This window comes from Kitasatospora sp. NPDC002543 (assembly GCF_053594915.1).
Genome location: NZ_JBSFWR010000005.1, coordinates 58,136 through 83,257 on the forward strand (window position 1 = coordinate 58,136; position 25,122 = coordinate 83,257).

Below are 25,122 nucleotides of genomic sequence, written 5' to 3' on the forward strand. Positions count from 1 at the left end.
GCGGCTGACATAAGCGGGGGTATGTTTCCTGAATTGACATAACCGCGAAACGGTGAACTCACCGGGCTCGCCGTACGTTGGGCACATGGCACGCGTGCTGACGGCTCCCCCGTGGCTGACCGAGAGCCTGCGGCCCCGGGCCGCACCGATCCCCTGGGCGGCGGTCGCCCGCGCCTCCGTCGCCCTCTCCGCCCCGCTCGCCGTCGGCACCGCCACCGGCCGGCCCGGCTACGGCGCGCTGGTGTCGATGGGCGCGCTGTCCGGAGTCATCGGGGACACCGCCGACGCCTACCGCATGCGGGTGTTCAACATCGCCGTGCCCCAGCTGTTCGGCGCCCTCGGGATGCTGTTCGGCACCCTGGTGTTCGGCACCGGCTGGACGGCCGTCGCGACGGTGACCGCCGTCGCCCTGGTCTCCGGCATGATCTCCTCGATCGGCGCGGTCGCCTCCGTCTCCGGACTGCTCCTGCTGCTCAACGCGGTGGTCGGGGCCGGCCTGCCGCTGCCCTCCCCCTGGTGGCTGCCGCCCGCCCTGCTCCTGCTCGGCGGCCTGCTGGTGCTCGCCCTGACCCTGCTCGCCTGGCCGCTGCGCGTCGGCGTCCCCGAGCGGGCGGTGGTGGCGGACACCTACCGGGCCGCCGCCGACCTGCTGGCCGCCGCCGGCACCCCCGCGTACGACGTCCGCCGCCGCGAGCTCACCCGCTCACTCAACCAGTCCTACGACCTGCTGCTCGCCCGCCGGGCCCGCCGGCACGGCCGCTCCCCCACCCTGGTGCGGCTGCTCGCCCAGCTCAACGCGGTGATCCCGGTGGTCGAGGCCGCCCCGGCGGCGCAGCTGCGCCCGCCCGGGTCCGGCCCGCTGCCCGACGGCTACCCGGCCGCCGTGCGCGGGCTGGCCGACGCCGTCGAACAGGGCCGCGGCGGCCCCGCCCCGCCGCTCGGCCTCCCCGTCCCGGCCGGCCCGTCCACCCGCGCGCTGGTCGAGGCGATCGGGCACGCCGCCGCCGTGGTGCACGAGGACGCGCCCGACCCGTACGCCGCCGACGACCGGCTCGGCCGGCCCGCGCGCCTCGCGGTCCGGGCCCGGCGGGCGGCCAGGGCGCTGCTGCTGTCCGGCGCGTCCTGGCGGTACGGGCTGCGGCTGGCCCTGTGCATCGGGCTGGCGCAGGTGTTGGTCTCGGTGATCGCGGTGCCCCGTTCCTACTGGGTGGCACTGACCGTGACCTTCGTGATGAAGCCCGACTTCGGCTCGGTGTTCTCCCGCGCGGTGCTGCGCGCGCTCGGCACCGCGGCCGGGCTGCTGATCGCGATCCCGGTGCTCGCCGAGGTGCCGCACGGCTGGTGGGACGTCCCGGTGATGGCGGTGCTGGCCACCCTGATCCCGGCGCTGTCCGCCAAGGGCTACGCCTTCCAGACCGCCGCCATCACCCCGGTCATCCTGCTGCTCTCCGACCTGCTCAACCACCAGGGCTTCCACCTGGTGCTGCCCCGCCTCTACGACTCGCTGATCGGCTGCGGCATCGCCCTGCTGGTCGGCTACCTGCTGTGGCCGGAGTCCTGGCACACCCGGATCGGCGACCGCCTCGCCGACGCCGTCCAGGACACCGCCGCGTACGTGTCGCTGGCCCTCACCGCCGCGCCCGGGCGGGACGAGCCGGCCCGCGCCCGCTACCGGCGGCGGCTCTACCGGGACCTGTCCACGGTGCGCAGCGAGTTCCAGCGGGCGCTCACCGAGCCGCCGCCGGTCGGCGCCCGGGCGGAGTCGTGGTGGCCGGTGGTGATCGCGGTCGAGCGGATCGTGGACGCCACCACCGCCACCCGGGTGCGGATCGAACACGGCGCTCCGGTGCCCACCCCCGCCGAGGTCGCCGCCGTCGCCGGGGAGCTGGCCGGCCTGGCCGAGGCGCTGCGCACCGGCGAGCCGCTGCCGGCGGCGGAGCCGGACGTGCTGTCGCCGCACTGCGCGCTCGCCCGGCTGCACCACGAGGTGCACGCGGCGCGGGCGGTGGTGGTGGCGCCGTCGCCGTGAGGGCCGGGTCCGCTCACCGGTCCGCCCGGCCTGGGTCGGGTCGGGTCCCTGGTTCCGCCCGGCTCAGTCCTGGATCCGGCGCCAGGGCCGGTCCGCCTCCAGCGCGAAGGCCAGCTCCAGCAGCAGCCGCTCCTGCCCGTGCGCCGCCGACAGGTGCACCCCGATCGGCAGTCCGCCGGACGTGGCGCCGGCCGGCAGTGCGATGCCCGGGCCGCCGGTCACGTTGTTGACCGGGGTGAAGGCGACGTAGCGCATCAGCCGTTCGATCAGCTCGTCGAAGTCCACGTTCGGGCTCAGGTGCCCGATCGGCGGGGCGCTGTGGGCGAGCACCGGGGAGAGGATCACGTCGTGGCCGCGGAAGATCCCCGCGTACACGTCCTCGGCCCGGCGCAGCCGCCGCAGCAGGCCGGGGGTGCGCGGGAACTGCGCCTGGAACCGGCGGCGCAGCCCGGTGGTCAGGCCGTCCAGCTTCCCGGCCCGGAAGCTCGGGTCGATCAGCAGCCGGCCGGTGGCCGCGATGGCCCACGCGATGCAGCCCCAGTAGCCGACGAAGTCCTGGGAGAACTCCTCCCCGAAGGGCAGCGTGGTCGGCTCGACCAGGTGGCCCATCGCCTCCAGCCGGGCGGCGGTCTCCTCGACCACCTGCCGGGTCGGGCCGTCGGTCTCGGCGATCGGCGAGTCCACCACCAGGCCGATCCGCAGCCGCTGCCGGCCCGGCCCCTCGACCAGCCCGAGCGGGGGCAGCGCGGGGTTGGCGCGGTGCCGCTCGGCGGCGGCGAGGAAGGCGGCGGTGTCGCGCACCGAGCGGGTCAGCACGCCGTCGGTGACGAGGTCGATCGGCAGTCCGGCGCTCTGGGCGTTGGCGACCAGCCGGCCCCGGGTGGGCTTGAGTCCGACCAGCCCGCAGCAGGCGGCCGGGATGCGGATCGAGCCGCCGCCGTCGTTGGCGTGGGCGATCGGCACCACCCCGGAGGCGACCAGGGCCGCCGCGCCGCCGGAGGAGGCGCCGGCCGAGTGCGAGGGCTTCCAGGGGTTGCGCACCGGCTGGGCGGTGGCGAACTCGGTGGAGGCGTTGAGGCCGAATTCGGGCAGCCTGGTCTTGCCGATGACGGCCAGCCCGGTGGAGAGGAACTGGTCGGTGAAGCGCGCGTTGCGGCGGGCCGGGCGGGCGCGGAAGGCCTCGCTGCCCATCCCGGTGGGCAGGCCGCGCAGGTCCACGTTGTCCTTGAGGTAGGTCGGTACGCCCCACAGCGGAGCGCCGATGCCCTCCCGGCTGATCCGCGGGCTGTCGTACGAGGCGTGGGCGACGGGCAGCAGTGTGCCGTCCACCCGGGCGGCCCGTTCGACGGCCGCGGCGACCAGCTCCCGGGGGTTGACCGCACCGGCCCGGACCAGCGAGGCGAGCGCCACCGCGTCGTGGGCTCCCAGGGCGTCGTCGGCGAACGCGTGGACCCGCTCGTCGGTCATCCGAACTCCCCACTCCCTGCCGGACGTCGCACCGTCCGGCGATCGCACCCGCCCGGCCGCACCCGCCCGGCCCCGGTCGCGTCCAGCCAACCCTACTGACCGGTAGTCTCGCAAGGCTTCGAGTGTAGGCACGACCGGCGGCCGCCACCAGGCCGGGCTCCGGAGCGCCGGTTCCTGGCGGACCCTCAGGTCGCGAAGGGCGCACGACCGTTCGGCCCGCGCCCCCGCGTTCACCCCGTCCGCCGGTCCACGATCGTTTCGCCGCACGCCGTCGGGAAAGATCACGTTCGCTGTTCGTCCCGGTCCTCCCGCCCGAACCAAGGTGCCGCCCGTGCCCACCCCGTTCTTCCCCACCACCCGGTTCACCGCGGCCACCGCCCCCGGCGGCCTCCCCCTGCTCGGCCACGCCCCCGCCCTCCTCCGCCGCCCGCACGAGTTCGTCGCCGGCCTGCCCGCCCACGGCGACCTCGTCCGGCTGCGGCTCGGCCCGTTCCCCGCGTACGTGGTCTGCCACCCCGAGCTGGTCCACCGGCTGCTCACCGACGACCGCACCTTCGACAAGGGCGGCCCCCTCCTCGACAAGGCCCGGGAGGTCTTCGGCAACGGCCTCGCCACCTGCCCCGCCGCCGCCCACCGGCGCCAACGGCGCATGCTGCAGCCCGCGTTCCACCGCGACCGGTCGCCGGCGTACACCGCGCTCATGGCCGAGGAGATCGCCGGCGCCACCGCCCACTGGCGCGACGGCGACGTGATCGACGTCCCCGACGCCATGTACCGCCTCTCCACCGCCGTCACCGCCCGCTGCCTGTTCGCCGCCCACGAGCGGGCCGGCTCGCTGCCGGTGCACCGCAGCATGGATGTGGTCGCCCGCGGCGTCGGCCGGTGGGTGATGCTGCCGCTGCCCGGCACCGACCGCCTCCCCACCCCCGCCAACCGCCGCTTCCGCCGGGCCCGGCAGGACCTGCGGGAGATCACCCGGCGGCTGATCGCCGACCACCGCGCCGTCGGCACCGACCGGCACGACCTGCTCTCCACCCTGCTCGCCGCCAGGGACGAGGACGGCCGCGGCCTGTCCGACGCCGAGGTCCACGAGCAGGTGGTCACCTTCCTGCTGACCGGCACCGAGACCACCGGCGCCACCCTCTCCTGGGTCTGGACCCTGCTCGCCGCCAACCCGGCCGTCCGGACGCGTCTGCACGCCGAACTCGACACCGTCCTGGACGGCCGCCCCGCCCGCCACGAGGACCTGCCCGCCCTCCCGCTCACCGCCCGGATCGTCAGCGAGACCCTGCGGCTCTACCCGCCGCCGTGGATCCTCAGCCGCACCGCCACCACCGACACCGAGCTCGGCGGCCACCGCGTCCCGGCCGGCGCCACCCTGCTGTGGAGCCCCTACCTGCTGCACCGCCGGGCCGACCTGTTCCCCCGCCCCGACCGCTTCGACCCCGACCGCTGGCTCACCACCGCCCGTCCCGCCCCCGGCACCTACACGCCCTTCGGCCTCGGCGCCCGGCGCTGCATCGGCGACGCCTTCGCCACCACCGAGGCCGTCCTCGCCATCGCCACCATCGCCGCCCACTGGACCGTCACCCCCACCCCCGGCCGGCCCGTCCGCCCCGTCCGCGGCTCCTCCCTCGCGCCCCGGCCCTTCACCGCGCGGCTGACCCGCCGGGTCCGCTGACCGGGCCGCCACCGGGCTTCGGTACTGTCCCGGCGTGGCCGGCCGCACGGGCGCCGGCCGGAACCGAGCCGCTCGACCGGGACGCCACCACACCATGAACGCTCCGACCCCACGGGAACTCCTGCCCCGGCTGCTCCGCGCCGCCCGGACGTATCCACGCCGTTCCCCGCTGACCTCCGGCTACGTCCTCCTGCTCCTGGCCGGGCACGTCTGGGTGGAGGAGCTGCTCTCCCCGGACCGGGCGGACGCGCTGCGCGACCACATCAGCACCAACCTCGACAACCTGCACGACCACCCGGTCACCGCCCTGTTCGGCAGCGCGCTGCTCTTCGACGGCACCCTCACCGAGATCCTCTCCACCGGCTTCGGCAGCACCCTGATCACCCTGGGCCTCGGCGTCTGCTGCTGCCTCGCCTGGACCGAGCGCCGCTTCGGCAGCCTGCGCGCCGCCGCCGTCTTCCTCGGCGGGCACATCGGCGCCACCCTGGTCACCGCCGCGGTGATCCTGCTCGCCCTGCGCCACGGCTGGTACCCGGAGAGCGTGCGCCAGGCCTCGGACTATGGCATCAGCTACGGCGCCCAGACCGTCCTCGCCCTCGCCACCCTCGCCGTGCCGCGCCGGGCCCGGCTGCCCTGGGCCGCGTTCGTCGTCGCCTGGCCGCTCTCCGGTGACGGCGAATGGCCCGGCCCGCTCCCGGGCTTCACCACCGTCGGCCACCTCCTGGCCGCCGCCCTCGGCTTCGCGCTGGCCGCCGCGGTGGCCGTCGCCACCGCCCGCCGCCGTCGCGCCGAAGCCCCCGACCCGGTGCCGACACGCCGCTGACCGCGCCCGCACGAGCGGAGGCGGCGGGGGCGCCCGCGGCGGGAACGCGGGACGCGAGCCTGTCAGCGGGGCGGGCGGCGGTCCGCGGCGATCGCGGCGAGCAGCCGCTCGATCTCCGCCAGCCGGCGCCGCAGGTCCTCGACGTCGCCGCGGGTCGCGTTCTGCTCGTCCGCCTTGAGCTCGACCAGCAGCTGCCCGTCCGGCTCCAGCCGGGCCCGGGCCACCTCGTCGAGGTCGTCGCCGTTCTGGACCCGGACGGCGTGCTCCAGCTCGGACGGGCGCAGCGCCAGGTCGTGCAGCGCGCCGGGCACCAGCCTGCCGTCCTCCACCACGGTGGTGGCGGTGCCCTCCAGGATGCGGGCGGCCCTCGGGTCACGGGCGAGCCAGCGGGTGACGCCGGCGTTCACCGCGACCAGGGTGACCGCCCCGATCGCGCCGCCGAGCAGGCTGTTGTCGTTGCCGATGACGGCGTTCTGCACCACGTTGGAGAGCAGGAAGACGACCACCATGTCGAAGGTGTTCAGCCCCGCGAGCCCGCGTTTGCCCGCGATCCGGAACAGCACCAGGATCAGCGCGTAGACGGCGATCGTGCGGAGGACCTTCTCGACGATCGGGATCTGGACGGCCACCAGGTCGTGCCACACTGCCCCGCTCCTCCCACCTCGGCTGAAGGGAACGGGGCAGACGCTACGCCACGGTCAGCGCTTCGGCTTGCCGCGCCGGGCCGCCGCGCCCCGGCCGCCGGCCTTCGGCGCCCCGCCCCTGGCGCCCTTCTGCACCCCGGCCCGCTGGCCGCCCGCCTTCTGCCCGCCGGTCCGCTGGCCGCCGGCCTTCTGCTGCTGCGGCTTGCCCCGGCCGGCCGCCGCCTTCTTCGGCTGCGCCTCGGGCGCCGCCTGCCCGGCGCCGCGCCCGCGCGAGCTGTTGACCGTACGGCCGCGGACGATCCCGATGAACTCCTCCACCAGGTCCGTCGTCCGCTCCTGCGGCCAGGCCAGCGCCACCTGGGACTGCGGCGCCTCCGCCACCGGCCGGTAGGTGAGGTCCCGGCGGTGGTGCAGCCGGGCCAGCGACTGCGGCACCAGGAGCACACCGACGTTCGCCGCGACCAGCTCGATCGCGTCCTCCGTGGTGTCCGGGCGCGCGATGGCGGGGCGCCCCGGCAGGGTCTCGGCGGTGAGGCCGAGGGTGTCGTCGAGCGGGTGGAAGACCACCTCCTCGGCCAGGTCGGCCAGGTCCGCCGGGGTGGCCTCCTCCGCGGCGGCCAGCCAGTGGTCCTTGGGGAAGACCACGACGGTGGTCTCGGTGTAGAGCGGGATCGCGCTCAGCACGTCCTTGTCGACCGGCAGCCGGACCAGCCCGGCGTCCGCGCCGCCCTCGCGCAGCGTGCGCTCGGCCTCGCCGAACGGGGCCGCGAGGAGGTCCAGCGGCACGTCCGGGAGCCGCTCGCCCCAGACCCGGACCCATTTGCCGGGGGTCACGCCCGGGACGTACACGAGCCGGAAGGACGGGTTCACCTGCATGTCTGTCACAGGGCAAGGCTACCGACCGTGACCGGAAGCGCCCGCGCACTCCCTTACCCTTGTCACCATGACATCGCTCAAGCAGAAGACCAGCCAGACCATGAAGCCGGCCACGGCGGCCAAGAAGCTGGGGATCTACCTCGACGCCGCGCCGACCGACTTCCAGGAGGGCGTGGTCTCCCGCGAGGAGCTGAACGCGCTGCAGGCCGAGCCGCCGCAGTGGCTCCAGGACCTGCGCAAGAACGGCCCGCACCCGCGCCCGGTGATCGCCACCCGGCTCGGCATCTCGATCTCCGGCCTGGCCCGCGGCGGGGTGACGGAGGCCCTCACCACCGAGCAGATCGACGCGATCCGGGCCGAGAACCCGCTCTGGCTCCAGCACGAGCGCGCCAACCAGGTGGACGTCCGCAAGGAGACCGCCCGGATCAAGGAGAAGCACGAGAAGGAGGCCGCCGCCAAGGCCGCCAAGGAGGCGAAGGCCGCCCAGGCCGGCTGACCCGCTCCTCCCCCTCCCCCGGCACCGTCGTCGCACCGTCGGCGAACGGTGCCGGAGGGGCGCGGAACTCCCTTCCCATCAGGGCGTATTGACCGGGCCACCGGTCGCTCCGAATAATCGGCCGGGTCGGGTGCGGCAGGACGCCGCGCCGCGGTACACCGCATCGGGGGAGCGACCAGTGATCGAGCAGCCTCAGCACGCCGCAATCGCCGCACTCGCGGACGAGTTCTTCGCCGCCGAGAACGCCCACGACCCGTTCGACGCGACGCTCGGCGGGGTCGAGGGCTACGCCCACCTGGCGCCCGACCCGTCCCGGGAGGCCGCGCACCGCCACCGCGAAACGCTGAGCGGCTTCGCCGAGCGGCTGGCCGCGATCCCGCTCACCGCACTGGCCGGCGAGGACCGGACCACCCACCGGGTGCTCACCCGGCTGATCGACGACGGCATCGGCCGGATCACCCACGGACTGGACGAGTTCAGCGTCTCGGCGACCATCGTCGCCCCGCAGAACGAGGCCTTCAACGCGCTCGCCATGACCTCGGTCGACCAGGAGGGCGCCGACTCCTACCTGGAGCGCCTCGCCGCCCTGCCCGACTACTTCGACGCCGTCCTCGCCCGCACCCTGGACGCCGCGGCCGAGGGCCGCCGCCCGCTGCGCAGCGGGGTCGACGCCGCCGTCGCCCAGCTCGACGCCCACCTGGCCACCGCCCCGGCCGAGGACAGGCTGCTGCGGCCGCTGGCCGGCCGCCCGGAGTTCGAACGCGCCCGGACCATCGTGCGCGACGCCGTCCGCCCGGCCGTGGCCCGCTTCCGCGCCGGACTGGCCCGGCAGCTGGCCCCGGGCGCCCGGCCGGACGACAAGGCCGGCGTCTGCCACGTGCCGGGCGGTGCCGAGGGCTACGCCGACGCCGTCGCCCGCTTCACCCGGCCCGGGCTCACCCCCGAGGAGGTGCACCGGACCGGCCTGGAGGCCCTCGCCGGGCTGCGCGAGGAGTTCGCCGAGCTGGGCGGCAAGGTGCTGGGCACCACCGACCCGGCGGCCGTGCTGACCGCGCTGCGCGAGGACCGCTCGCTGCGCTTCGGCAGCGCGGCCGAGATCGTCGCCCTGGTGGACGCCGCCCTGGACCGGGCCCGCCGCGCCGCCCCGGACTGGTTCCGGCCGTACCCGATCGCCGACTGCGTGACCAGGGAGATCGACCCGATCGAGGCGGAGACCGCACCACTGGCCTACTACCAGCCGCCGGGTCCGGGCGGCCTCCCCGGCACCCACTGGATCAACACCCTGCGCCCGGAGACCCGGTTCACCTACGAGTACGAGGCGATCGCCTTCCACGAGAGCGTGCCCGGCCACCACCTCCAGATCGCCGTCGCGCAGACCCTGGACCACCTGCCGCGGTTCCGGCGCAACCCGAGCGGCCGGCTGACCGCCCACGTCGAGGGCTGGGGCCTGTACACCGAGCGGCTCGCCGACGAGATGGGGCTGTACGGCTCGGAGCTGTCCCGGTTCGGCATGCTCTCCCTGGACGCGCTGCGGGCGGTCCGGCTGGTGGTGGACACCGGGATGCACCACTACGGGTGGTCCCGGCAGCGGGCGATGGCCTTCGTGCGCTCCAACACCGCGACCCCCGAGGCCAACATCCGCAACGAGATCGACCGTTACATCGCCTGGCCCGGCCAGGCCACCGCCTACCTGATCGGCCGCCAGGAGATCGTGCGGCACCGCGAACGGGCCCAGGCGGTGCTCGGCGCCCGCTTCGACGTCCGGGAGTTCCACCACGCGCTGATCGGGCACGGCAGCCTGCCGCTGGGGGTGCTGGAGGAACTGGTGACGGACTGGATCCTGGAGCACTGACCCGCGGCGCGCCCCGGGCGGCCGGACGCCGTTCCGCGTCCGGTCACCGTTCCGCGTCCGGCCACCGTTCCGCCTCCGACCGACGGGGGGTGCGGCCGCCCGGGGTCACGGCCGTCAGAACCGGACGGTCCGCAGGACGGAGTCGGTGCCGCTGAGACCGGCCAGGTGGAGGGTGCGCCCGTCCGCGCCGAGCTGGGCCTGCACGACGGAGTCCAGCCCGAAGCCGGTGACGGTCTCACCGGGAACGGCCGCGCCGGTCGCGGGGTCGTACGACAGCAGCGCGGACCGCGCCGTCCGCGCGCCGGTGAACACGTAGAGCCGACGGAAGTCCGGGCTCGCACCCAGCAGTTGGGGGCCGCTGTCGGAGGCGCCGAGCGAGAAGCCGGGCCGGAAGGTGTTCGTCTCCGGGTCGAGGGTGTCGAGGGAGACGGCGCCCCACTCGCGGTACCCGCTCGCGTAGACGGTACGGCCGTCGGGGGCGGGCAGGACCGCCTCGGCGGAGCCGAAGTCCGCCACCCGGTCGATGACCTCCGGGACGGCACCCTCGACGTCCAGGTGGTAGAGGTTGTCCGCGGTGCCGACCCAGGCGTCGGTGCCGCCGGGGCCGAGCACCACCCGGTCGACGGTGTAGCCGGTGAGGGTCACGCTGCCGGTGAAGGCCCGCCCGGCGGGGTCGTAGGCGAGCACCCGGCCGGCCCGGCTGCCCAGGCGCACGCCCCAGGGGCCGTACTGGGACAGGTAGACCCGGGTGCCGTCCGGGCTGACGGTGACGGCGTTCAGCGCACCCTTGCTCATCGCCCCGGGGCGGGGCTGGTCGGGCGTGGCCACCCGGGCGAGCAGCCGGCCGGTGGCGGCGTCGAAGGTCAGCAGGTCCCAGCCGTGGGTCAGGTAGACCCGGCTGCCGTCCGGGCTGACCGTCGGACGGCCGACCGTGTCGAAGGACGAGACGGTGAGCAGGTCGGTGCTCGCCCCGGTCCGCAGGTCGAGGGCGCGCACCACGCGGGCCCCGTGGCCCGGGTCGATGTCGTAACTCGCCACCACGAACGCGCGGGTGCCGTCCGGACTCACGGCGAACGACTCGCCCCTGGCACCCAGCGCGACGGTGTCCGAGGCCGGTCCGGCCGGCACCACGCCCTGCCGGACCGTCGCAGCCGGGCCGGCCGGCCCGGCTGCCGCCGCCTCCGTCCCGGCCACCAGCAGCGCCCCCGCCGCCACCACCGCGCCAAGCCAACGCGCCTTCCGCACAAGCCCGTTCATGCTTCCCCTCCCGCCGGTCTGATCGCGGCCCCGCCGCGTCCGCGTCAGGCTACGACACGGCCACCGAGCCCCGGAACGGTTCGGCCGGACTCGGACCCGCTCCGTCCGAACACAGCTCCTTCACGCCGTCGACAGAACCGGAACCGGCCACGGCGGCGGCCGGATCCGGCCGCGTCGCGGAAACGGTTCCGCGCGCCCGGCAAAGGCTTCACCCGCCCGGACGTGGCGTCATCCCCCGAGCCCCACCGGCACGGTAGTGTCCGCACGCGCGGCCCCGGCACGCCCGCTGACCGCCGCCCGCCCACCCCTCGGAGGACCCCGTGCCGACTTCCGTCCGCCGCACCCTGGCCATAGCCGCCGCCGTCCTGGTCGCCGCCGCGGCCGCCGGCTGCTCCCCCGGTGCCGACCACGCCGCCAAGGGGTCCGCGCACGGATCCGCCCCCGGCAACGCGGCGGCCGCCCCGCCCGCCGCCGCGATCCCCACCGGCCCCGGCCCGAAGAGCGGCTACGACGTCCAGCCGCAACCCGCGCCGGGCAGCTGCCACTACCGCTACACCGCGGACAAGCAGCCGCTGCCCGACCCGGCCTGCACCCCGGGCGCGATCAGCCCGGCGGTCACCCAGGACAACCTCAAGGACACCATCTGCAAGCCGGGCGGCTACACCTCCACCATCCGGCCCCCGGCGAACATCACCGGCAAGGAGAAGGCCGAGAACGCCAGGTCCTACGGCTACACCGGCCCGATGGGCGACGCCGAGTACGACCACCTGATCAGCCTCCAGCTCGGCGGCGACCCCAACGACCCGCGCAACCTGTGGGTCGAGCCGCCCTCCCCCGGCCACGTCCCGGGCAAGGGCCCGAACAACCCCAAGGACTCGGTGGAGACCCACCTGCACACCGCGCTCTGCAAGGGCCAGGTCACCCTCGCGGCCGTCCAGCAGGCGATCGCCACCGACTGGACCACCGCCGAGACCAGGCTCGCCGTCCGCTCGGGCTCCGCCCCGACCGCGGAGGCCGACGCCGACGGGGACTGACAGGCCCGCCGCTCGACCGCTTCGAACCGGCCGCAGCGGCATCCGCCGGCGCCGGGCGATGCCCGGCCCGGCGCGTCGCAGGCCGCCTCCCGGCCCCGCCCGCCTCCCGGTCGGCCGCGACGGCAGCCCCCGGCAGGCCCTACCGGACCACCCAGTCCCCCAACCGGCGCGCCAGGCCCAGCAGTTCAGGCTGCCGCAGGACCCGCCCGCTCAAGCTCCGCCCCGACCGCGGAGGCCGACACCGACGGAGACCGGCCGGCCCACCGCTCGACCGCTTCGAACCGGCCGCAACGGCATCCCTACCGGACCACCCAGTCCCCCAACCGGCGGGCCAGGTCCAGCAGTTCAGGCTGCCGCAGGACCCGCCCGCCGAACCCGGGCAGCCTGACGTGCAGCGGCCCGGTCCAGCGTTCCGGGATCGCCGCCAGGCCGTACCGGGCCCCGGCCAGGCCCCCGGTGACGGCCGCCACGGTGTCGGTGTCCCCGCCGAGGTCGATCACGGCGCGCAGCGCCTGCTCGAAGCCCCCGGCGGTGCGCAGCGCCCAGACCGCCGATCCGAGGCAGGGCCAGACCGCGCCGTTGGCCTCGGTGGCGCGGTCCGGGTGCCAGTCGGGGGCGAGGACGGTGGCGTAGCGCTCGCGGTGCTCCGGGTCGACGTGGGCCAGGACGGCGGGGAGTTCCGCCAGTGGGTCGGCGCCGTCGAGCGCGATCCTGACGAGCTCGTGGAAGATCGCCGTGCCCTCCCAGGCGGCCGGGTCGCCGTGGGTCAGCGCCGCGATGCGCCGGCCGGCGTCCATGGTGGCCCTCCGCCCGGCGCGGGCGAAGGCGACGGCAGGGGTCGAGGCCCGCATCAGGGCGCCGTTGCCGGCCGCGTGCAGGGTGTCGGCGAAGTGGGCGGCGGCGGCCGTGTCCCAGGGCAGGCCGCTGCCGAGGACCGTCTCGGTCTGGATGCCGATGTCGCTGGGCCCGGCATCGGCCCAGCGGCGGAACCGGTCGAAGACGTCCGGGAGGTCCAGTTCGCCCCGCTCGACCAGGGACTCGGCGACCAGGACGGCCATCTGGGTGTCGTCGGTGGCCTCGCCGCGCGCCCAGCCGCCGCCCGCCACCAGGTCACCGGGGGTGTCCGGGAAGCGGGCGGAGAAGGCGTCGGCGGGGCCGAACTCGTACGGCGCCCCGAGGGCGTCGCCCACGGCGGCCCCGAGGACGGCCCCGGCCTCACGGTCGGCACGGTCGGTGCGGTCAGCGCGGTCGACCGGGCCGGTCATGCCACCGGCGGGGTGACGGGCAGGTTGCGCTTGTGCTCGGTGCGGCGGTAGTGGCCGAGGACGGTGCGGAAGACCTCCTCGCTGACCGGCATGCCCTCCAGGAAATCGTCCAGGGCGTCGTAGCTGACGCCGAGGGCGTCCTCGTCGGGGCGGCCCGGGGCGAGGTTCTCCAGGTCGGCGGTCGGGACCTTCTTGACCAGTTCGGCCGGCGCACCCAGCGCCTCGGCGACCGCCCGCACCTGGCGCTTGGTCAGGCCGGAGAGCGGCATCACGTCGGCCGCGCCGTCGCCGAACTTGGTGAAGAAGCCGACGGCGGCCTCGGCCGCGTGGTCGGTGCCGACGACCAGTCCGCCCTTGGCGCCGGCCGCCGCGTACTGGACCACCATGCGCTGGCGGGCCTTGACGTTGCCGCCGACGAAGTCCTCGTGGCCGTGGTCGGAGTAGGTGAGGCCGGCGGCCTTCAGCGCGGCCAGCGCGCCGTCGGTGGCGGGCTTGACGTCGACGGTCAGCACCTCGTCGGCGCGGATGAAGCCGAGCGCGAGCTGGGCGTCCGCCTCGTCCGCCTGGACGCCGTACGGCAGCCGCATCGCGGTGAAGGTCACCTCGCGGCCCTCGGCCCGCAGCTGCTCGACGGCGAGCTGGCAGAGCCGCCCGGCGGTGGTGGAGTCGACGCCGCCGCTGATGCCCAGCACCAGGCTGCGCGCGCCCGTGGTCCGCAGCTGCTCGGCCAGGAACTCCACCCGGCGCTCGGCCTCCTTCGCGGGGTCCGGGACGGGCACGACTCCGAGGGCACGGGCGATCTCCCGCTGGACGTCGGCGGGCAGGGGCTCGGTCATTCCGACTCCTCGGGACGGTGGCACAGGACGCGGTCACGAGGATACGACCATCACCCGGGCGGCCGTCACGGGCGGGGGGCCTCCCCGGGTTCCGCCGGCCCCTCGGGCCCTCGGGGGCCGCCCGTTCCCCCCGCCTCTTCCGCCTCTTCCGGCTCCTCCAGCGTCTCCGGCTCCTCCGGTTCCTCCTCCGGTTCCTCCGGCTTCCGCAGGGAGACCGGCCCGTCGGGGCCCGGCGCCGGGTGCGCCAGGATGTCGAGCACCACCCGCCCGTCCACCGTCTCCTGGGCCACCAGCAGCGCCGCCAGCTCGTCCAGGTGGTGCCGGTGTTCGGCGAGCAGGTCGAGGGCCCGCCGCTCGGCCCGGCGCAGCAGGCCCGCGACCGCTTCGTCCACGGCGTGCTGGGTCTGCTCGGAGTACGGGCGGCGCAGCAGGTCCTCGGGGCTGTCGCCGAGGTAGTGGGGGGTGCCGCTGGAGTAGCCGACGGGGCCGAGTTCCGGGGAGAGGCCGAACTCGCGGACCATCCGGGTGGCGACGGAGGTGGCGTTGGCGAGGTCGTTCGCGGCGCCGGTGGAGCCCTCGCCGAAGACCACCAGCTCGGCCGCCCGGCCGCCGAGCTGGACGGTGATCAGGTCGGTCAGGTAGCCCTCGCTGTACAGGTGCCGTTCGGCCTCGGGCAGTTGCTCGGTGGCCCCGAGCGCGACGCCGGCCGGGAGGATGGTCACCTTGGCGACCGGGTCGGCGTGCTCGCACAGCGCGGCGACCAGCGCGTGCCCGGACTCGTGCACCGCGACGGCGTGCCGTTCCTCGGGGAGCAGGGCGTTGGAGGACTCGCGGCGGCCGAGCAGCACCCGGTCGCGGGCGGCGTCGAGGTCGTCGGCGGTGAGGGTGGCCCGGTCGGCGCGCACGGCGTTGATGGCGGCCTCGTTGACCAGGTTGGCGAGGTCGGCGCCGGAGAAGCCGGGGGTGCCGCGGGCGAGCCGTCCGAGGTCGACGTCCGGGCCCAGGCGTTTGCCCTTGGCGTGCACGGCGAGGATGGCGGCCCGCTCGGCCTGGTTGGGCAGCGGGACGGTGACCTGCCGGTCGAAGCGGCCGGGGCGCAGGAGGGCGGGGTCGAGGGCGTCGGGGCGGTTGGTGGCGGCGATGACGACGATGCCGGTGCTCTGGTCGAAGCCGTCCATCTCGGCGAGCAGCTGGTTCAGGGTCTGTTCGCGTTCGTCGTTGCCGCCGAGCCGGGTGCCGCCCGCGCGGCGGCCGCCGACGGCGTCGATCTCGTCGATGAAGATGATCGACGGCGCGCGTTTGCGGGCGTCCTCGAAGAGGTCGCGGACCCGCGAGGCGCCGACGCCGACGAACATCTCGACGAAGCCGGAGCCGGTCACCGAGAGGAACGGCACCGAGGCCTCGCCGGCGACCGCCCGGGCGAGCAGCGTCTTGCCGGTGCCGGGCGGCCCGACCATGATCACACCGCGTGGCCCCTTGGCCCCGGCGGCGGCGTACCGCTCCGGGCTGCGCAGGAAGTCGACCACCTCGCTGACCTCCTGTTTCACCCCCTCGTACCCGGCGACATCGGCGAAGCCGGTGTTCGGCCGCTCGGCCTCGATGATCTTGGCCCGGGACCGCCCGATGGCGCTCAGGCCGCCGCCCAGCGAGCGGGCGGCCATCCGTCCGGACCAGAGGAAGAGCGCGCCGAAGACGAGCAGCGGCAGGAACAGCAGCAGGGTGGACCAGATCGAGCCGCCGCTGCTGCTCCGGCTGCCGGTGACGGTCACGTGGTGGTCGGAGAGCGCGCTGCTGAGCCGGGAGGTGTCCAGGGCGGTGGGGATCTGGCTGGTGAAGTGGGTGCCGTCCTTGAGGGTGCCGCTCACCCCGCCGGTGTCGCTGACGTCCACGGTCTGCACCTGGCCGGCGTCGACCCGGTTGACGAAGTCGGTGTAGCCGAAGCGGGTGCCGGGCTTGCCGGGGTTGGAGAAGAGCACCACCAGGAGCAGCGTCGCCAGTACGGCGAGGGGCAGCAGCCAGCGGCGCCACGACGGCGGCGGGGGCTTGGCCGGACCGCCGGGGCCCCCGGGGCCGCCCTGGCCCTGGTTCCGTCCCTGGCCGGGTCCCCGTGGCTGGCCCCAGCCCTGGCGGGGGCCCGGACCGGAGCCGGAGCTGCGGCCGGAGCCGGGGCCGGGGCCGGGTGGGGTCGCGGGTTGACGGGCAGCGCGCAGCCGGATTCGTACGATCATCCACGCTCACCGCCTCTCGCGGGGCCCGACGGCCTCCGCCCCTCCATGGTCGGTCGGTCGGCGCCCGGACGGGAGCCCGGAGGGGGTGACTGCGGTCCACTCGGGGGAGTACGGCCCGCTCCTACGGCCCGCTCGACACCGGGCCGGGGGCGGGTAGGGGGCCCGGCAGTCGCTCCGGCCGCCCCTCCCGCCGCAAGGAGCAACGGGGCCCGGTGAGTTGATGATCAAGCTGTCGGCCCGAGCGGTCCGTGACCTAGAGTAGCCACATGGTCAACGAGGAATTGCCCGCGATACCCGGGCCGGCCGAGGCCCCCGTGGAACCCCGGGCCGGGGACAGCGACCGGGAGGCGGTGGCCGAACAGTTGCGGATCGCCGCCGGCGAGGGCCGCATCGACCTCGGGGAGCTGGAGGAGCGGCTCGACCGGGCCTACGCCGCCCGCACGTACCGCGAACTCGACGCCCTGGTGGCGGACCTCGGCGGCCGTGCCGGGGCGGATGCCGAGTCCGCGACGAAGGACGTCCTCGTGCTCCGGCCCCGGATGAACAACCTGACGCAGGGCGGCCGGTGGTCCGTGCCCCGCCGGATCGTCGCGGAGACCAGGATCTCCCTGCTCACCATCGACTTCACCGAGGCCGTGTGCGCCCACCGGGAGATCGCGGTCACGGCGTCGACCGGCATGGGCCACATCCGGCTGATCGTCCCGCGCGGCTGGGGCGTTCGGATCGACCCGTCGAGCACCAACACCGGGAACATCGTCAACAAGGCCGCCGAACTCGCGGAGCCCGGCTGCCCGACGCTGACCGTGACCGGCCACCCGCGGTCGGGACCGATCAAGATCAAGCAGCGCCGCCGGAACTGACGACCCGGCGGGCGGCGACCGCTGGCCGGTCGCCGACCGCCGGCCGCCGGGCGGGGTCGCCGGTCCGGTTCGGGCGGTTCGGGCGGTTCAGGCGGTTCAGGCGGTTCAGGCGAAGTCGAGCCCGCCCGTCCGGGTCCGCTTGAGCTCGAAGAACTTCGGGTACCCGGCCAGCAGCCGCACCCCCTCGAAGACCCGCACGGCGTCCTCGCCGCGCGGCACGGCGCTCAGCACCGGACCGAAGAACGCGACGCCGTCCACGTGGATGGTCGGCGTGCCGACCTCCTCGCCGACGGGGTCCATCCCCTCGTGGTGGCTCTTGCGCAGGGCCTCGTCGTACGCGGTGCTGTCGGCCGCCCCGGCCAGTTCCTCGGGCAGGCCCGCCGCCGCCAGCGCCTCCCGGAGGAGGGCGTCGTCGGCGGCCCGGTCCTGGTCGTGCAGCCGGGTGCCGAGCTCCGTGTACAGCGCGCGCAGGACCTGCGGACCGTGCTGCTCGGCGGCGGCGATGCAGACCCGCACCGGGCCCCAGCCGGTGGTCATCAGGCGCTGGTACCGCTCGGGCAGGTCGGTGCGGCCCTCGTTGAGCACGGACAGGCTCATCACCCGGAAGTTCAGGTCGAGTTCGCGCTGTCGCTCGACCTCCAGGATCCACCGGGAGGTGATCCAGGCGAACGGGCAGACGGGATCGAAGTAGAAGTCGACCTTGACGGTGTCGTTGTCGGTCGTGCGGCCGTTGCCGGGGCGCTGGTCCAGGTCGGGCGCGGTGGCCGTCACGTCGCTCGCCACATCATTCGTCATATTTATCGTCACACCGGAGAGGCTAGCGCCGGACTGGCCCACTCTCCAGAGCCAATCAACGGATGATCCAGTGGGCCACTTTCCCGCCCGGCCTACCATCCGGCCGCACCTCACCCCGGTCTCCCTGCCTCCCCGCCTCCCCGCCTCCCCGGCCGCTCAACCGCTCAACCGCACGTCGTCCCGTCCGCCGGCACCGTGCCGTCCAACAGGTAGGCGTCCACGGTCTGCTTCAGGCACGCGTTGCCCGTGTTGTAGCCCCCGTGCCCCTCGCCCTGCAGGGTGACGGTGACGCCGACGCCCGCGCCGAGCTGCTGCGCCATCGTCCGGGCGCCCTCCACCGGGGTGGCCGGGTCTCCGGTGGTACCGACCACCAGGACCGGGGCGGCCCCCGGCGCGGAGACCTCGGGGTGCGCGGTCCGGCCGGGAACGGGCCAGCCGGTGCAACCGGTCAGGCCCCACGCCGTGTACGCCCCGAAGACCGGGGAGGCGGCGCGGAACTGCGGCAGCTGCTGCTGCACGTCCTGGTCCGAGTAGCGCTGCCGGGCGTCCACGCAACTGATCGCCCGGTTCGCGGCGTTCAGGTTGCTGTAGTGGCCCTGCGCGTCGCGCCCGTTCAGCGCGTCGGCGAGCTTCAGCAGCGTGTCGCCGGTCCCCTGCTCCATCGCCTCGGTGAGCCCGGCGGCCAGCGCGGGCCAGGACTCCTGGCTGTACAGCGCGGCCGCGATCCCGGTGACCGCCAGGCTCTCGGTGAGCTGCCGCCCCTGCGCGGTCGGCAGCGGCGACTGCTCCAGCTTCTGCACCAGCGCGGCGACCTTCGCGGTGCCCTCGTCCCCGCCCGTGCCGGTCGGGCAGGTGGCTCCGGCCTGGGCGGCGCACGCCTTCATGAAGTCGGCGAGGGCGAGCTGGAAGCCCTGGGCCTGGCCGAGCGCCGACTGCTGCGGGTCCTTGGTCGGGTCGACCACCGAGTCCAGCACCATCCGGCCGACCTGCTGCGGGAACAGATGGGCGTAGACGCCGCCGAGCTGGGTGCCGTAGCTGATGCCGAAGTAGGACAGCTTCTCGTCGCCCAGCGCCTGCCGCATCAGGTCCATGTCGCGCGCGGCGCTCTCGGTGTCCACGTACGGCAGCACCGGGCCGGAGTTGCGCTCGCAGGCGGCGGCGAACTGGGCGTTGCTGTCGTCCAGCGCCTTCACCTCGCCGGGGGTCTCGGGGGTGCTGTCGGCGGCGGTCGCGGCGTCCATCGCCCGGTCGTCCAGGCACGTCACCCCGGCGCTGGCACCCACTCCGCGCGGGTCGAAACTCACCAGGTCGTAGCGGGAGTTGAGGGAGGAGTAGGTCGCGGCGAGGGCCGGCAGGGTGGCCACGCCCGAGGCGCCGGGGCCGCCGAAGTTGAACAGCAGCGAGCCGATCCGCTGCTGCTCGTCCCTGGCCCGGCTGCGGATCAGCGCGAGGTCGATCATGGTGCCGTTCGGCTTGGTGTGGTCCAGCGGGGCCTTGAGCGTCGCGCACTGCCAGTCGACGGCGGGCGCGGTGCCCTCGCCCTGCGCGCTGGTGGGGGCGGCGCAGGCGTGCCAGTCCAGTGGCTGGGCGGCCGATCCGGTGGCGGCGGCGCCCGCTCCTGCCGCCGCGCCGGTGGCCGGGGCGGGCTCGGCGGCGGAGGAAGCGTCGCCCTGGCAACCGGTGGCGGCGGTGAGCAGCAGGACGGTCAGGCCGAGCGCTCCGGCACCACGGACGACGGTGTGCATGGGGTCGGGTCCACCTCTCGGTCGGCCGGGTACCCCGGCGCGGTCTCGGGCCCGCCGGACGCTCCGGCCCGCTGCGGGGCGGCGTGCGCCCGGCGCTCGGTTCGTCGACGCACCACAGACCCTAGGGGCCCGGACCCGGCGATGCTCTGCGGAGACCTCCGGACGGGGGGCGTGCGCCGAACCGACTGCCACCGGCCGACCGGGTGACGGCCAGTCCGGCCGGGCGAGGAGGGCGCGCCTCCGCCCTGCCCCGCCTCCCTGCGAGCCCGTCTCCGGGCCGGCCGCCCGCTCCGGCTCTCCACCCTGCCGATCGGCAGGGTGGAGAGCATGGTCACGCCCGGGGAACCTCCCGATCGGCACATGTGCGACGGCCTTGCACCGCGCAAGGATGAACGCCATCGGGGCCCCGTCCGGGGCCCCGGAAGGAGCCCTGTCGTGACCGTTCTCTTCCCGCCCCCCGCGCTGTCGCTGTCGCTGCCCCTGTCTCCGTCTCTGTTTCCGTCTCTGTTTCCGGTCCTGCGCCTCGCACTGTTCGCTGTCTTCCGCGCAGGCCTCCGCAGCGGTCCCCGTACCCTCGGCCTCGTCGGTCGTCGGCGCACGCCCTCAGCGCAGCGCCATGCCCGGGGTTCCCCGCACCGCGTACGCCGGCAGCCGCAGCCCGCCGAGGGCTCCCCGGGGCAGGCTCAGCCCGAAGCGCCGCTCGACGGCGCCGAGGGTGCGGCGGCGGGCGGCCCCGTCGGGCTGCCGCCCGGGAGCGCAGGAGGTCACGCCGTCGGCCTCCAGCACTCCGGCGGCGACGAGGTCCGGCACCAGCAGGTCCGGCTCCTGGCCCCAGCGCCAGCGCTCCTCGCCGAGGCCGAAGCCGCACAGCACGGCGCCGTCCCGGGCGTAGTCGAGCAGGGCCGGCCGCTGCTCCGGCATCGGGCGGAAGTGCACCACCTCGGCTCCGTCGCGCGCTATCTCGGTGAGCAGTTCGCCTCCGGTGGAGTCGCCGTACTCGATCGCGAACGTCCAGCCGGCGCACGCGCCGACCCGAATCACGCCGTCCCCGTCGTCACCGGGGCGGTAGACCTCGATGTCCAGGTCCCGGATCTCGGTGTCACTGATCGGCTCGGTCGCGGTGGCCGGATCGGCGCCCATCCGGCGGGCGAGTTCCTCGGGCGTGATCCCCCGGGCGAAGACGACGCCGCCGACCTCACCGTCCGTACCGCTCCCACCCGTTGACGACCGGCCGGTGCTCGGCCGACCGGTGCTCGGCCGACCGGTGCTCGACCGGCCGATCTCCGCGAGCCACTGGATGCCGTCGCCGTCCTGCTCGGCTCCCCCGTGCGTGCCCTCGGTCATGCCGCCCTCCCCTCGCGCACGGCCTGCGGTGACCGGGCGCGCCGGTGGGCACCCTAACCGACCGGGCCGACACCCGGCGGCCGCTCGCGTGATCGCCGCCGGAACCGGCCGCGCGCAGACCGACATCCGCCCCTGATCGATCGGAAGGAGACCGATTCGGAGCCTGACTCACCCGGCCCCAGCCGCCGTTCACAGATCACGGGCACCGGCACCGGCACCGGGGCCGGACCTCACCCGGCCACGGCCGGCACCTTCTGGCCCACGGCTTCGAACAGCAGCTTCGCGGCCACCGTCGCCCCGTCGGTGCGGATGCCGCCCGCGACGGCCTCCGCCCGCACCCGAGTCTCCGGCGCCAGGGCCGTGGCGAACGCGGCGGAGAGCGAGTCGACGGTCGGCGCGCGGTCGAGGTGGGCCACACCGATGCCCAACTCGGCCACCCGGCCCGCCCAGTAGGGCTGGTCGGCGATCCGGGGGACGATCACCTGCGGCACGCCCGCCACGGCCGCGGTCGTCGTGGTGCCCGCACCGCCGTGGTGGACGACGGCGGCCACCCGGCGGAACAGGGCCTGCTGGTTCACCTCCCCGACGACATGGCAGTCCTCGCGGTCGTCGATCGGGGCGAGTCCGGCCCAGCCGCGAGCGAGGAGCACGCGGCGGCCGTGCGCGCGGCCCGCCTCGACGGCCACCTTCGCGATGCCCTCCGGGGCGTAGGCGGCCATGCTGCCGAAGCCGACGTACACGGGTGGTTCACCGGCGTCCAGGAACGCCTCCAGGTCGGCCGGGAGCGGGCGGTCGTCGGGCAGGATCCACGCCCCGGTCTGCAGGACGTCGAGTTCCGTCATGCCCGCAGACGGGCACAGCGTCGGGTCCGCCGCCAACCACGGTTGCGAGGTGAACACATGGTCGCGGACGTTCTCCACCGGCGGCAGGCCGAGCTCCGCCCGGAGGCTGTTGAGCGCCTCCCCGTACAGCCCGTTCACCCTCTGGGCGTCCTGCTCCCACAGCTTCCGGTAGTCCGTCTCGCCCGCCGGGGACGGCGTGCCCGGCCGCTGACCGGGCCGGAAGTGCCGCGAGGGCAGTCCGAGGGTGTGGAAGCAGGCCAACACGTAGTGGAGGCCGTACTTCTCCGCGACGTCCCGCGCACCGGCCGGCATCAGCCCGGTCGCCAGCAGCACGTCACAGCCCTCGGCCGCGGCCGTCAGCGTCTCGAACCGGGCGGCCACCAGCTCGCGGGCGAGCCGGAACGCGTCCTCCGCGGTCGGCGGCTTCGGGCCGGCGACCACCGAGTGGACGGACGGGCCGAGCGGCACCAGCGGCACTCCCGCCCGCGCCAGCACCGCCGCGAACTCCTCGTCCGGCGGCGCACACACCCGGACCTCCGCGCCGAGCCCCCGCAATGCCGCCGCCAGCCCGGCCAGCGGCTCGACGTCCCCCCGCGATCCCCACGTCGTCATCAACACACGCATTTCACGACTCCCGTTCCCGCAGGTCATGGCCTTACGGCCGGGATTCTGCGACATGACGGGGGCCTTGCCGCAAGCCCCGGGGCACGGTATAGCTTGATAGTGGCAGGGGGATTGGTTCTGCTCGCCCTTCCTTTTGGCCGCCCGGTCCGACCCGCTCCCCCGAACCAGCCGCAACGGCCGCCCCGGAGCAACCCACCCCTTCGTGGCTGCCCGGCTGCCCGCCGGACGCTTCCCGGGTGGCGGGTCCGCCACGTTCGCGGACCCCACCCCGAGCCTCGCACCGAACCTCACGCCGACAGCTCGGCGCGTCCTCCGGCTCCCCCCAGTCGCCCTGTTCGGCACGACCTTCCGCGCACCGGCCTGCCCGACACCGGCCTTCCGTGCACTGGCCCGCCCGGCACTTGCCCGCCCGGCGCCGGGCAGGTCCCGTCGGCCCGCGCCCGTCAGGCCGTGAGCCGCCCGTCCCGCGCCACCACCCGGCCCGCACGGACCACCAGTTCGCGCGCCGGCAGGTCGATCACCACCTGCGGCAGGCACTCGCCCGTCACCAGCAGGAAGTCGGCGGGCGAGCCCGGCGTCAGGTCGGCGGCCGGCAGGTCCAGCAGTTCGGCGCCGCCGTCGGCCGCCAGTGCGAAGCAGTCGGCCAGTTGCTCGTCGGTGCGGGCGTCGGTGGTCCAGCCGAGCAGGTGGGCGCGGTGCAGCATGTCGGCGTTGCCGTACGGGCTCCACGAGTCGCGCACCCCGTCCGAGCCCAGCCCGACCCGCACCCCGTGCGCCCGCAGCTCGCGGAACGGCAGCACCTGGTGGGCCGAGGGCGCCACGGTGGTGAGGCCGACGCCGGATTCGGCCAGCTCGGCGGCGAGGTCGGCGAGCGGGGCGCCGGTCAGCTCGGGGACGCAGAAGGCGTGGCTGACGACCACCTTGCCGGCCAGTCCGGCCGCCCTGGTCAGTGCGGCGATGTCGCGCAGCGGGCCGAGGCCGCGCTCGCCCCGGTCGTGCAGGTGGATGTCGAGGCGCAGTCCGTGCTGCACGGCCAGGCCGAACAGCAGCTCCAGCTGGGCGGGCCCCTCACCGTCCGAGCCGGCCGCGCCCTCGGCCGGGGTGCCGTCGAAGCCCGCCGGGTCGATGCCGCCGATGGCGTCGATGAGCCCGCTCGCCGCCGCCTCGGCGAGCAGCGCACCGGCGCCGGGCATCCGCCGCACCCCGTGCTGGGGGAAGGCGACCAGCTGGACGTCCAGTACGCCGGCCAGCCGTTCGCGGGCCTCGGCGAGCCCGGTCACGCCGGCCAGTCCGTACGCGGGCGCGACGTCCACGTGCGCCCGCACCGCGCGGGTGCCGCGGGTCACGGCGTGGCCGAGCAGCCGGTGGGCCCGGTCGGCGATCGGGGTGCGCTGGTTCCGGTGGAGGTCGACGTCGCCCTGCACGTACTCGGGCAGCGAGCCGGCCGGGCGGCGGCTGTACCAGGGCTCGCCCCAGGCGGTCTTGTCGGGGTGGATGTGCGCGTCCACCAGGGTGGGCAGGGCGATCCGGCCACCGCCCTCGACCACCTCCGGCACCGCTCCGTCCGGCACCCGCTCGGCGAGCCGGCCGTCCACGGAGACCAGGTCGACGGCCCGCTCGGCGCCGTACGGGCGGACGTTCCGGAAGAGTGTGACGGACGGCGTGGTCATGGGGTGCTCGCTCTCGCTCCGGTTCCCGGGGTGGTCCGACTTCGTGGACGGAATCTGTCCGACAGGCAAAACGTCCAACCTTTCCTTCAACATTCTGTTTATCATCTCCGGGTCCCCGTCCCCCGTCCGGAGTCGCTCACGCATGCCCACACCACCGCCCGCCGCCACGCCCGGACCGCACCCGCTGCACGCGCTGCGGGCCACCGTCTTCGCCATCGGCGCCCTGCTCCTCCTGGTCGGGGTGGGCGTACTGCTCGACCAACCGCTGCTGATCCCGCCGTTGGTCGCCAGCGCCGCGCTGGTGCACGGCGCGCCCGGACTGCCGATCTCGCAGCCGCGCAACCTGCTCGGCGGTCAGCTGATATCGGCCCTGATCGGCTTCGCCACCCTGGCCGTCACCGGCAGCACCGCCTGGGGCGCGGCCGTCGCCGCCGGGCTCTCGCTGGGCGCGATGATGCTCACCCACCTCTCGCACTCCCCGGCCGTCGCCACCGCCGTGATCGTGGTCCTGCAGGCGCCGCACCCCGTGCCCTTCCTCCCGCTGCTCGCGCTGGCCGCCGGTCTGCTGGTCCTCATCGGCCTGCTGCCCCACCGGATCGGCCGGCACCCGGTCCGCTACCCGGTGTCCTGGTGACGGCGACGCCCGAGCACCCGGCGCCGCCAGAGCTCCCAGCGCCGCCGGAGTTCCCGGCGCCGCCATGGCTCCTGGCCGGGCCGTAGCTCCGGGCCACGCCGCGGCCACCGCCTCCCGTGC

20 protein-coding genes are annotated in these 25,122 nt (G+C 75.4%); 8 read left to right on the top strand and 12 right to left on the bottom strand.

The features are described 5' to 3' along the window. The first annotated feature begins 85 nt into the window (after nt 1–85). Complete coding sequence (locus ACWD4P_RS03965; protein ID WP_449778467.1) at nt 86–2,029, top strand: FUSC family protein; 1,944 nt, start codon at nt 86–88, stop codon at nt 2,027–2,029. A 63-nt stretch (nt 2,030–2,092) separates the two neighbouring features. Here the strand turns inward: ACWD4P_RS03965 and ACWD4P_RS03970 are convergent, their stop codons facing one another. Next, nucleotides 2,093–3,496: an amidase gene (locus ACWD4P_RS03970; protein ID WP_359829355.1), complete on the bottom strand. Its 1,404-nt coding sequence runs from the start codon at nt 3,494–3,496 to the stop codon at nt 2,093–2,095. 331 nt (nt 3,497–3,827) lie between these two features. On the opposite strand from ACWD4P_RS03970, the gene ACWD4P_RS03975 reads away from it, so the two are divergent. Together ACWD4P_RS03975 and ACWD4P_RS03980 are read left to right on the top strand one after the other, a co-directional pair. Beyond that, entirely contained in the window at nt 3,828–5,177 is a 1,350-nt protein-coding gene (locus ACWD4P_RS03975; protein ID WP_359829354.1) for a cytochrome P450, read from the top strand. Nucleotides 5,178–5,271: 94 nt separating this feature from the next. Continuing rightward, nucleotides 5,272–6,000, top strand: coding sequence for a rhomboid-like protein (locus ACWD4P_RS03980; RefSeq protein WP_449778468.1), 729 nt, complete (start codon nt 5,272–5,274; stop codon nt 5,998–6,000). A 62-nt stretch (nt 6,001–6,062) separates the two neighbouring features. Here the strand turns inward: ACWD4P_RS03980 and ACWD4P_RS03985 are convergent, their stop codons facing one another. Both ACWD4P_RS03985 and ACWD4P_RS03990 read right to left on the bottom strand, forming a co-directional pair. After that, the gene (locus ACWD4P_RS03985; protein WP_449778469.1) at nt 6,063–6,644 is read right to left on the bottom strand and encodes a DUF421 domain-containing protein; all 582 of its coding nucleotides are present in this window, start codon (nt 6,642–6,644) and stop codon (nt 6,063–6,065) included. Nucleotides 6,645–6,698: 54 nt separating this feature from the next. Beyond that, the gene (locus ACWD4P_RS03990) at nt 6,699–7,529 is read right to left on the bottom strand and encodes a LysR family transcriptional regulator substrate-binding protein (protein WP_449778470.1); all 831 of its coding nucleotides are present in this window, start codon (nt 7,527–7,529) and stop codon (nt 6,699–6,701) included. Nucleotides 7,530–7,587: 58 nt separating this feature from the next. On the opposite strand from ACWD4P_RS03990, the gene ACWD4P_RS03995 reads away from it, so the two are divergent. Further along, complete coding sequence (locus ACWD4P_RS03995) at nt 7,588–8,016, top strand: DUF5997 family protein (RefSeq protein ID WP_359829351.1); 429 nt, start codon at nt 7,588–7,590, stop codon at nt 8,014–8,016. Nucleotides 8,017–8,194: 178 nt separating this feature from the next. After that, nucleotides 8,195–9,868 (top strand): DUF885 domain-containing protein, encoded by a 1,674-nt coding sequence (locus ACWD4P_RS04000; protein ID WP_449778471.1) that lies wholly within the window; start codon nt 8,195–8,197, stop codon nt 9,866–9,868. A 114-nt stretch (nt 9,869–9,982) separates the two neighbouring features. Here the strand turns inward: ACWD4P_RS04000 and ACWD4P_RS04005 are convergent, their stop codons facing one another. Further along, entirely contained in the window at nt 9,983–11,125 is a 1,143-nt protein-coding gene (locus ACWD4P_RS04005; protein ID WP_449778472.1) for a YncE family protein, read from the bottom strand. A 320-nt stretch (nt 11,126–11,445) separates the two neighbouring features. Here ACWD4P_RS04005 and ACWD4P_RS04010 point away from each other — a divergent pair, with 320 nt between their 5' ends. Further along, nucleotides 11,446–12,159, top strand: a complete 714-nt coding sequence (locus tag ACWD4P_RS04010) for a hypothetical protein (protein WP_449778473.1) — start codon at nt 11,446–11,448, stop codon at nt 12,157–12,159. A 299-nt stretch (nt 12,160–12,458) separates the two neighbouring features. Here the strand turns inward: ACWD4P_RS04010 and ACWD4P_RS04015 are convergent, their stop codons facing one another. From ACWD4P_RS04015 to ftsH, 3 genes are all read right to left on the bottom strand, one after another. Further along, nucleotides 12,459–13,424: an ADP-ribosylglycohydrolase family protein gene (locus ACWD4P_RS04015; protein ID WP_449778474.1), complete on the bottom strand. Its 966-nt coding sequence runs from the start codon at nt 13,422–13,424 to the stop codon at nt 12,459–12,461. Continuing rightward, a complete protein-coding gene (gene nadE, locus ACWD4P_RS04020; RefSeq protein ID WP_359817579.1) occupies nt 13,421–14,260 on the bottom strand; it encodes an ammonia-dependent NAD(+) synthetase in 840 nt (279 codons plus the stop codon). The genes ACWD4P_RS04015 and nadE overlap by 4 nt, the downstream gene beginning before the upstream one ends. A gap of 65 nt (nt 14,261–14,325) precedes the next feature. Beyond that, nucleotides 14,326–16,488 carry an ATP-dependent zinc metalloprotease FtsH gene (gene ftsH / locus ACWD4P_RS04025; protein ID WP_449778475.1) on the bottom strand — a complete coding sequence of 721 codons (2,163 nt, stop codon included), beginning with the start codon at nt 16,486–16,488 and terminating at the stop codon, nt 14,326–14,328. A gap of 266 nt (nt 16,489–16,754) precedes the next feature. On the opposite strand from ftsH, the gene ACWD4P_RS04030 reads away from it, so the two are divergent. Beyond that, the gene (locus tag ACWD4P_RS04030; protein WP_449778476.1) at nt 16,755–17,348 is read left to right on the top strand and encodes a DUF1707 SHOCT-like domain-containing protein; all 594 of its coding nucleotides are present in this window, start codon (nt 16,755–16,757) and stop codon (nt 17,346–17,348) included. A gap of 105 nt (nt 17,349–17,453) precedes the next feature. On the opposite strand, the gene ACWD4P_RS04035 is transcribed toward ACWD4P_RS04030, so the two are convergent. The 5 genes from ACWD4P_RS04035 to ACWD4P_RS04055 form a co-directional block, all read right to left on the bottom strand. After that, on the bottom strand, nt 17,454–18,098 hold the full coding sequence (locus tag ACWD4P_RS04035; protein ID WP_449778529.1) for a mycothiol-dependent nitroreductase Rv2466c family protein: 645 nt from the start codon (nt 18,096–18,098) through the stop codon (nt 17,454–17,456). A gap of 209 nt (nt 18,099–18,307) precedes the next feature. Continuing rightward, nucleotides 18,308–19,888 (bottom strand): alpha/beta hydrolase, encoded by a 1,581-nt coding sequence (locus ACWD4P_RS04040; protein WP_449778477.1) that lies wholly within the window; start codon nt 19,886–19,888, stop codon nt 18,308–18,310. 603 nt (nt 19,889–20,491) lie between these two features. Continuing rightward, nucleotides 20,492–21,232, bottom strand: a complete 741-nt coding sequence (locus ACWD4P_RS04045) for a DUF6461 domain-containing protein (RefSeq protein ID WP_449778478.1) — start codon at nt 21,230–21,232, stop codon at nt 20,492–20,494. A gap of 230 nt (nt 21,233–21,462) precedes the next feature. Next, complete coding sequence (locus ACWD4P_RS04050) at nt 21,463–22,698, bottom strand: glycosyltransferase (RefSeq protein ID WP_449778479.1); 1,236 nt, start codon at nt 22,696–22,698, stop codon at nt 21,463–21,465. A gap of 443 nt (nt 22,699–23,141) precedes the next feature. Next, nucleotides 23,142–24,368 (bottom strand): amidohydrolase, encoded by a 1,227-nt coding sequence (locus tag ACWD4P_RS04055; RefSeq protein ID WP_449778480.1) that lies wholly within the window; start codon nt 24,366–24,368, stop codon nt 23,142–23,144. A 142-nt stretch (nt 24,369–24,510) separates the two neighbouring features. On the opposite strand from ACWD4P_RS04055, the gene ACWD4P_RS04060 reads away from it, so the two are divergent. Continuing rightward, a complete protein-coding gene (locus tag ACWD4P_RS04060) occupies nt 24,511–25,002 on the top strand; it encodes an HPP family protein (RefSeq protein WP_449778481.1) in 492 nt (163 codons plus the stop codon). The last annotated feature ends 120 nt before the right edge of the window (nt 25,003–25,122 follow it).

Coding starts and splice junctions, on each gene's coding strand:
- ACWD4P_RS04050 (WP_449778479.1), bottom strand. CDS start 22,698: ATGCGTGTGTTGATGACGACGTGGGGATCGCGGGGGGACGTCGAGCCG.
- nadE (WP_359817579.1), bottom strand. CDS start 14,260: ATGACCGAGCCCCTGCCCGCCGACGTCCAGCGGGAGATCGCCCGTGCC.
- ACWD4P_RS03995 (WP_359829351.1), top strand. CDS start 7,588: ATGACATCGCTCAAGCAGAAGACCAGCCAGACCATGAAGCCGGCCACG.
- ACWD4P_RS04040 (WP_449778477.1), bottom strand. CDS start 19,888: ATGCACACCGTCGTCCGTGGTGCCGGAGCGCTCGGCCTGACCGTCCTG.
- ACWD4P_RS04055 (WP_449778480.1), bottom strand. CDS start 24,368: ATGACCACGCCGTCCGTCACACTCTTCCGGAACGTCCGCCCGTACGGC.
- ACWD4P_RS04015 (WP_449778474.1), bottom strand. CDS start 13,424: ATGACCGGCCCGGTCGACCGCGCTGACCGCACCGACCGTGCCGACCGT.
- ACWD4P_RS04060 (WP_449778481.1), top strand. CDS start 24,511: ATGCCCACACCACCGCCCGCCGCCACGCCCGGACCGCACCCGCTGCAC.
- ACWD4P_RS04045 (WP_449778478.1), bottom strand. CDS start 21,232: ATGACCGAGGGCACGCACGGGGGAGCCGAGCAGGACGGCGACGGCATC.
- ACWD4P_RS03965 (WP_449778467.1), top strand. CDS start 86: ATGGCACGCGTGCTGACGGCTCCCCCGTGGCTGACCGAGAGCCTGCGG.
- ACWD4P_RS04030 (WP_449778476.1), top strand. CDS start 16,755: ATGGTCAACGAGGAATTGCCCGCGATACCCGGGCCGGCCGAGGCCCCC.
- ACWD4P_RS04005 (WP_449778472.1), bottom strand. CDS start 11,125: ATGAACGGGCTTGTGCGGAAGGCGCGTTGGCTTGGCGCGGTGGTGGCG.
- ftsH (WP_449778475.1), bottom strand. CDS start 16,488: ATGATCGTACGAATCCGGCTGCGCGCTGCCCGTCAACCCGCGACCCCA.
- ACWD4P_RS03980 (WP_449778468.1), top strand. CDS start 5,272: ATGAACGCTCCGACCCCACGGGAACTCCTGCCCCGGCTGCTCCGCGCC.
- ACWD4P_RS03970 (WP_359829355.1), bottom strand. CDS start 3,496: ATGACCGACGAGCGGGTCCACGCGTTCGCCGACGACGCCCTGGGAGCC.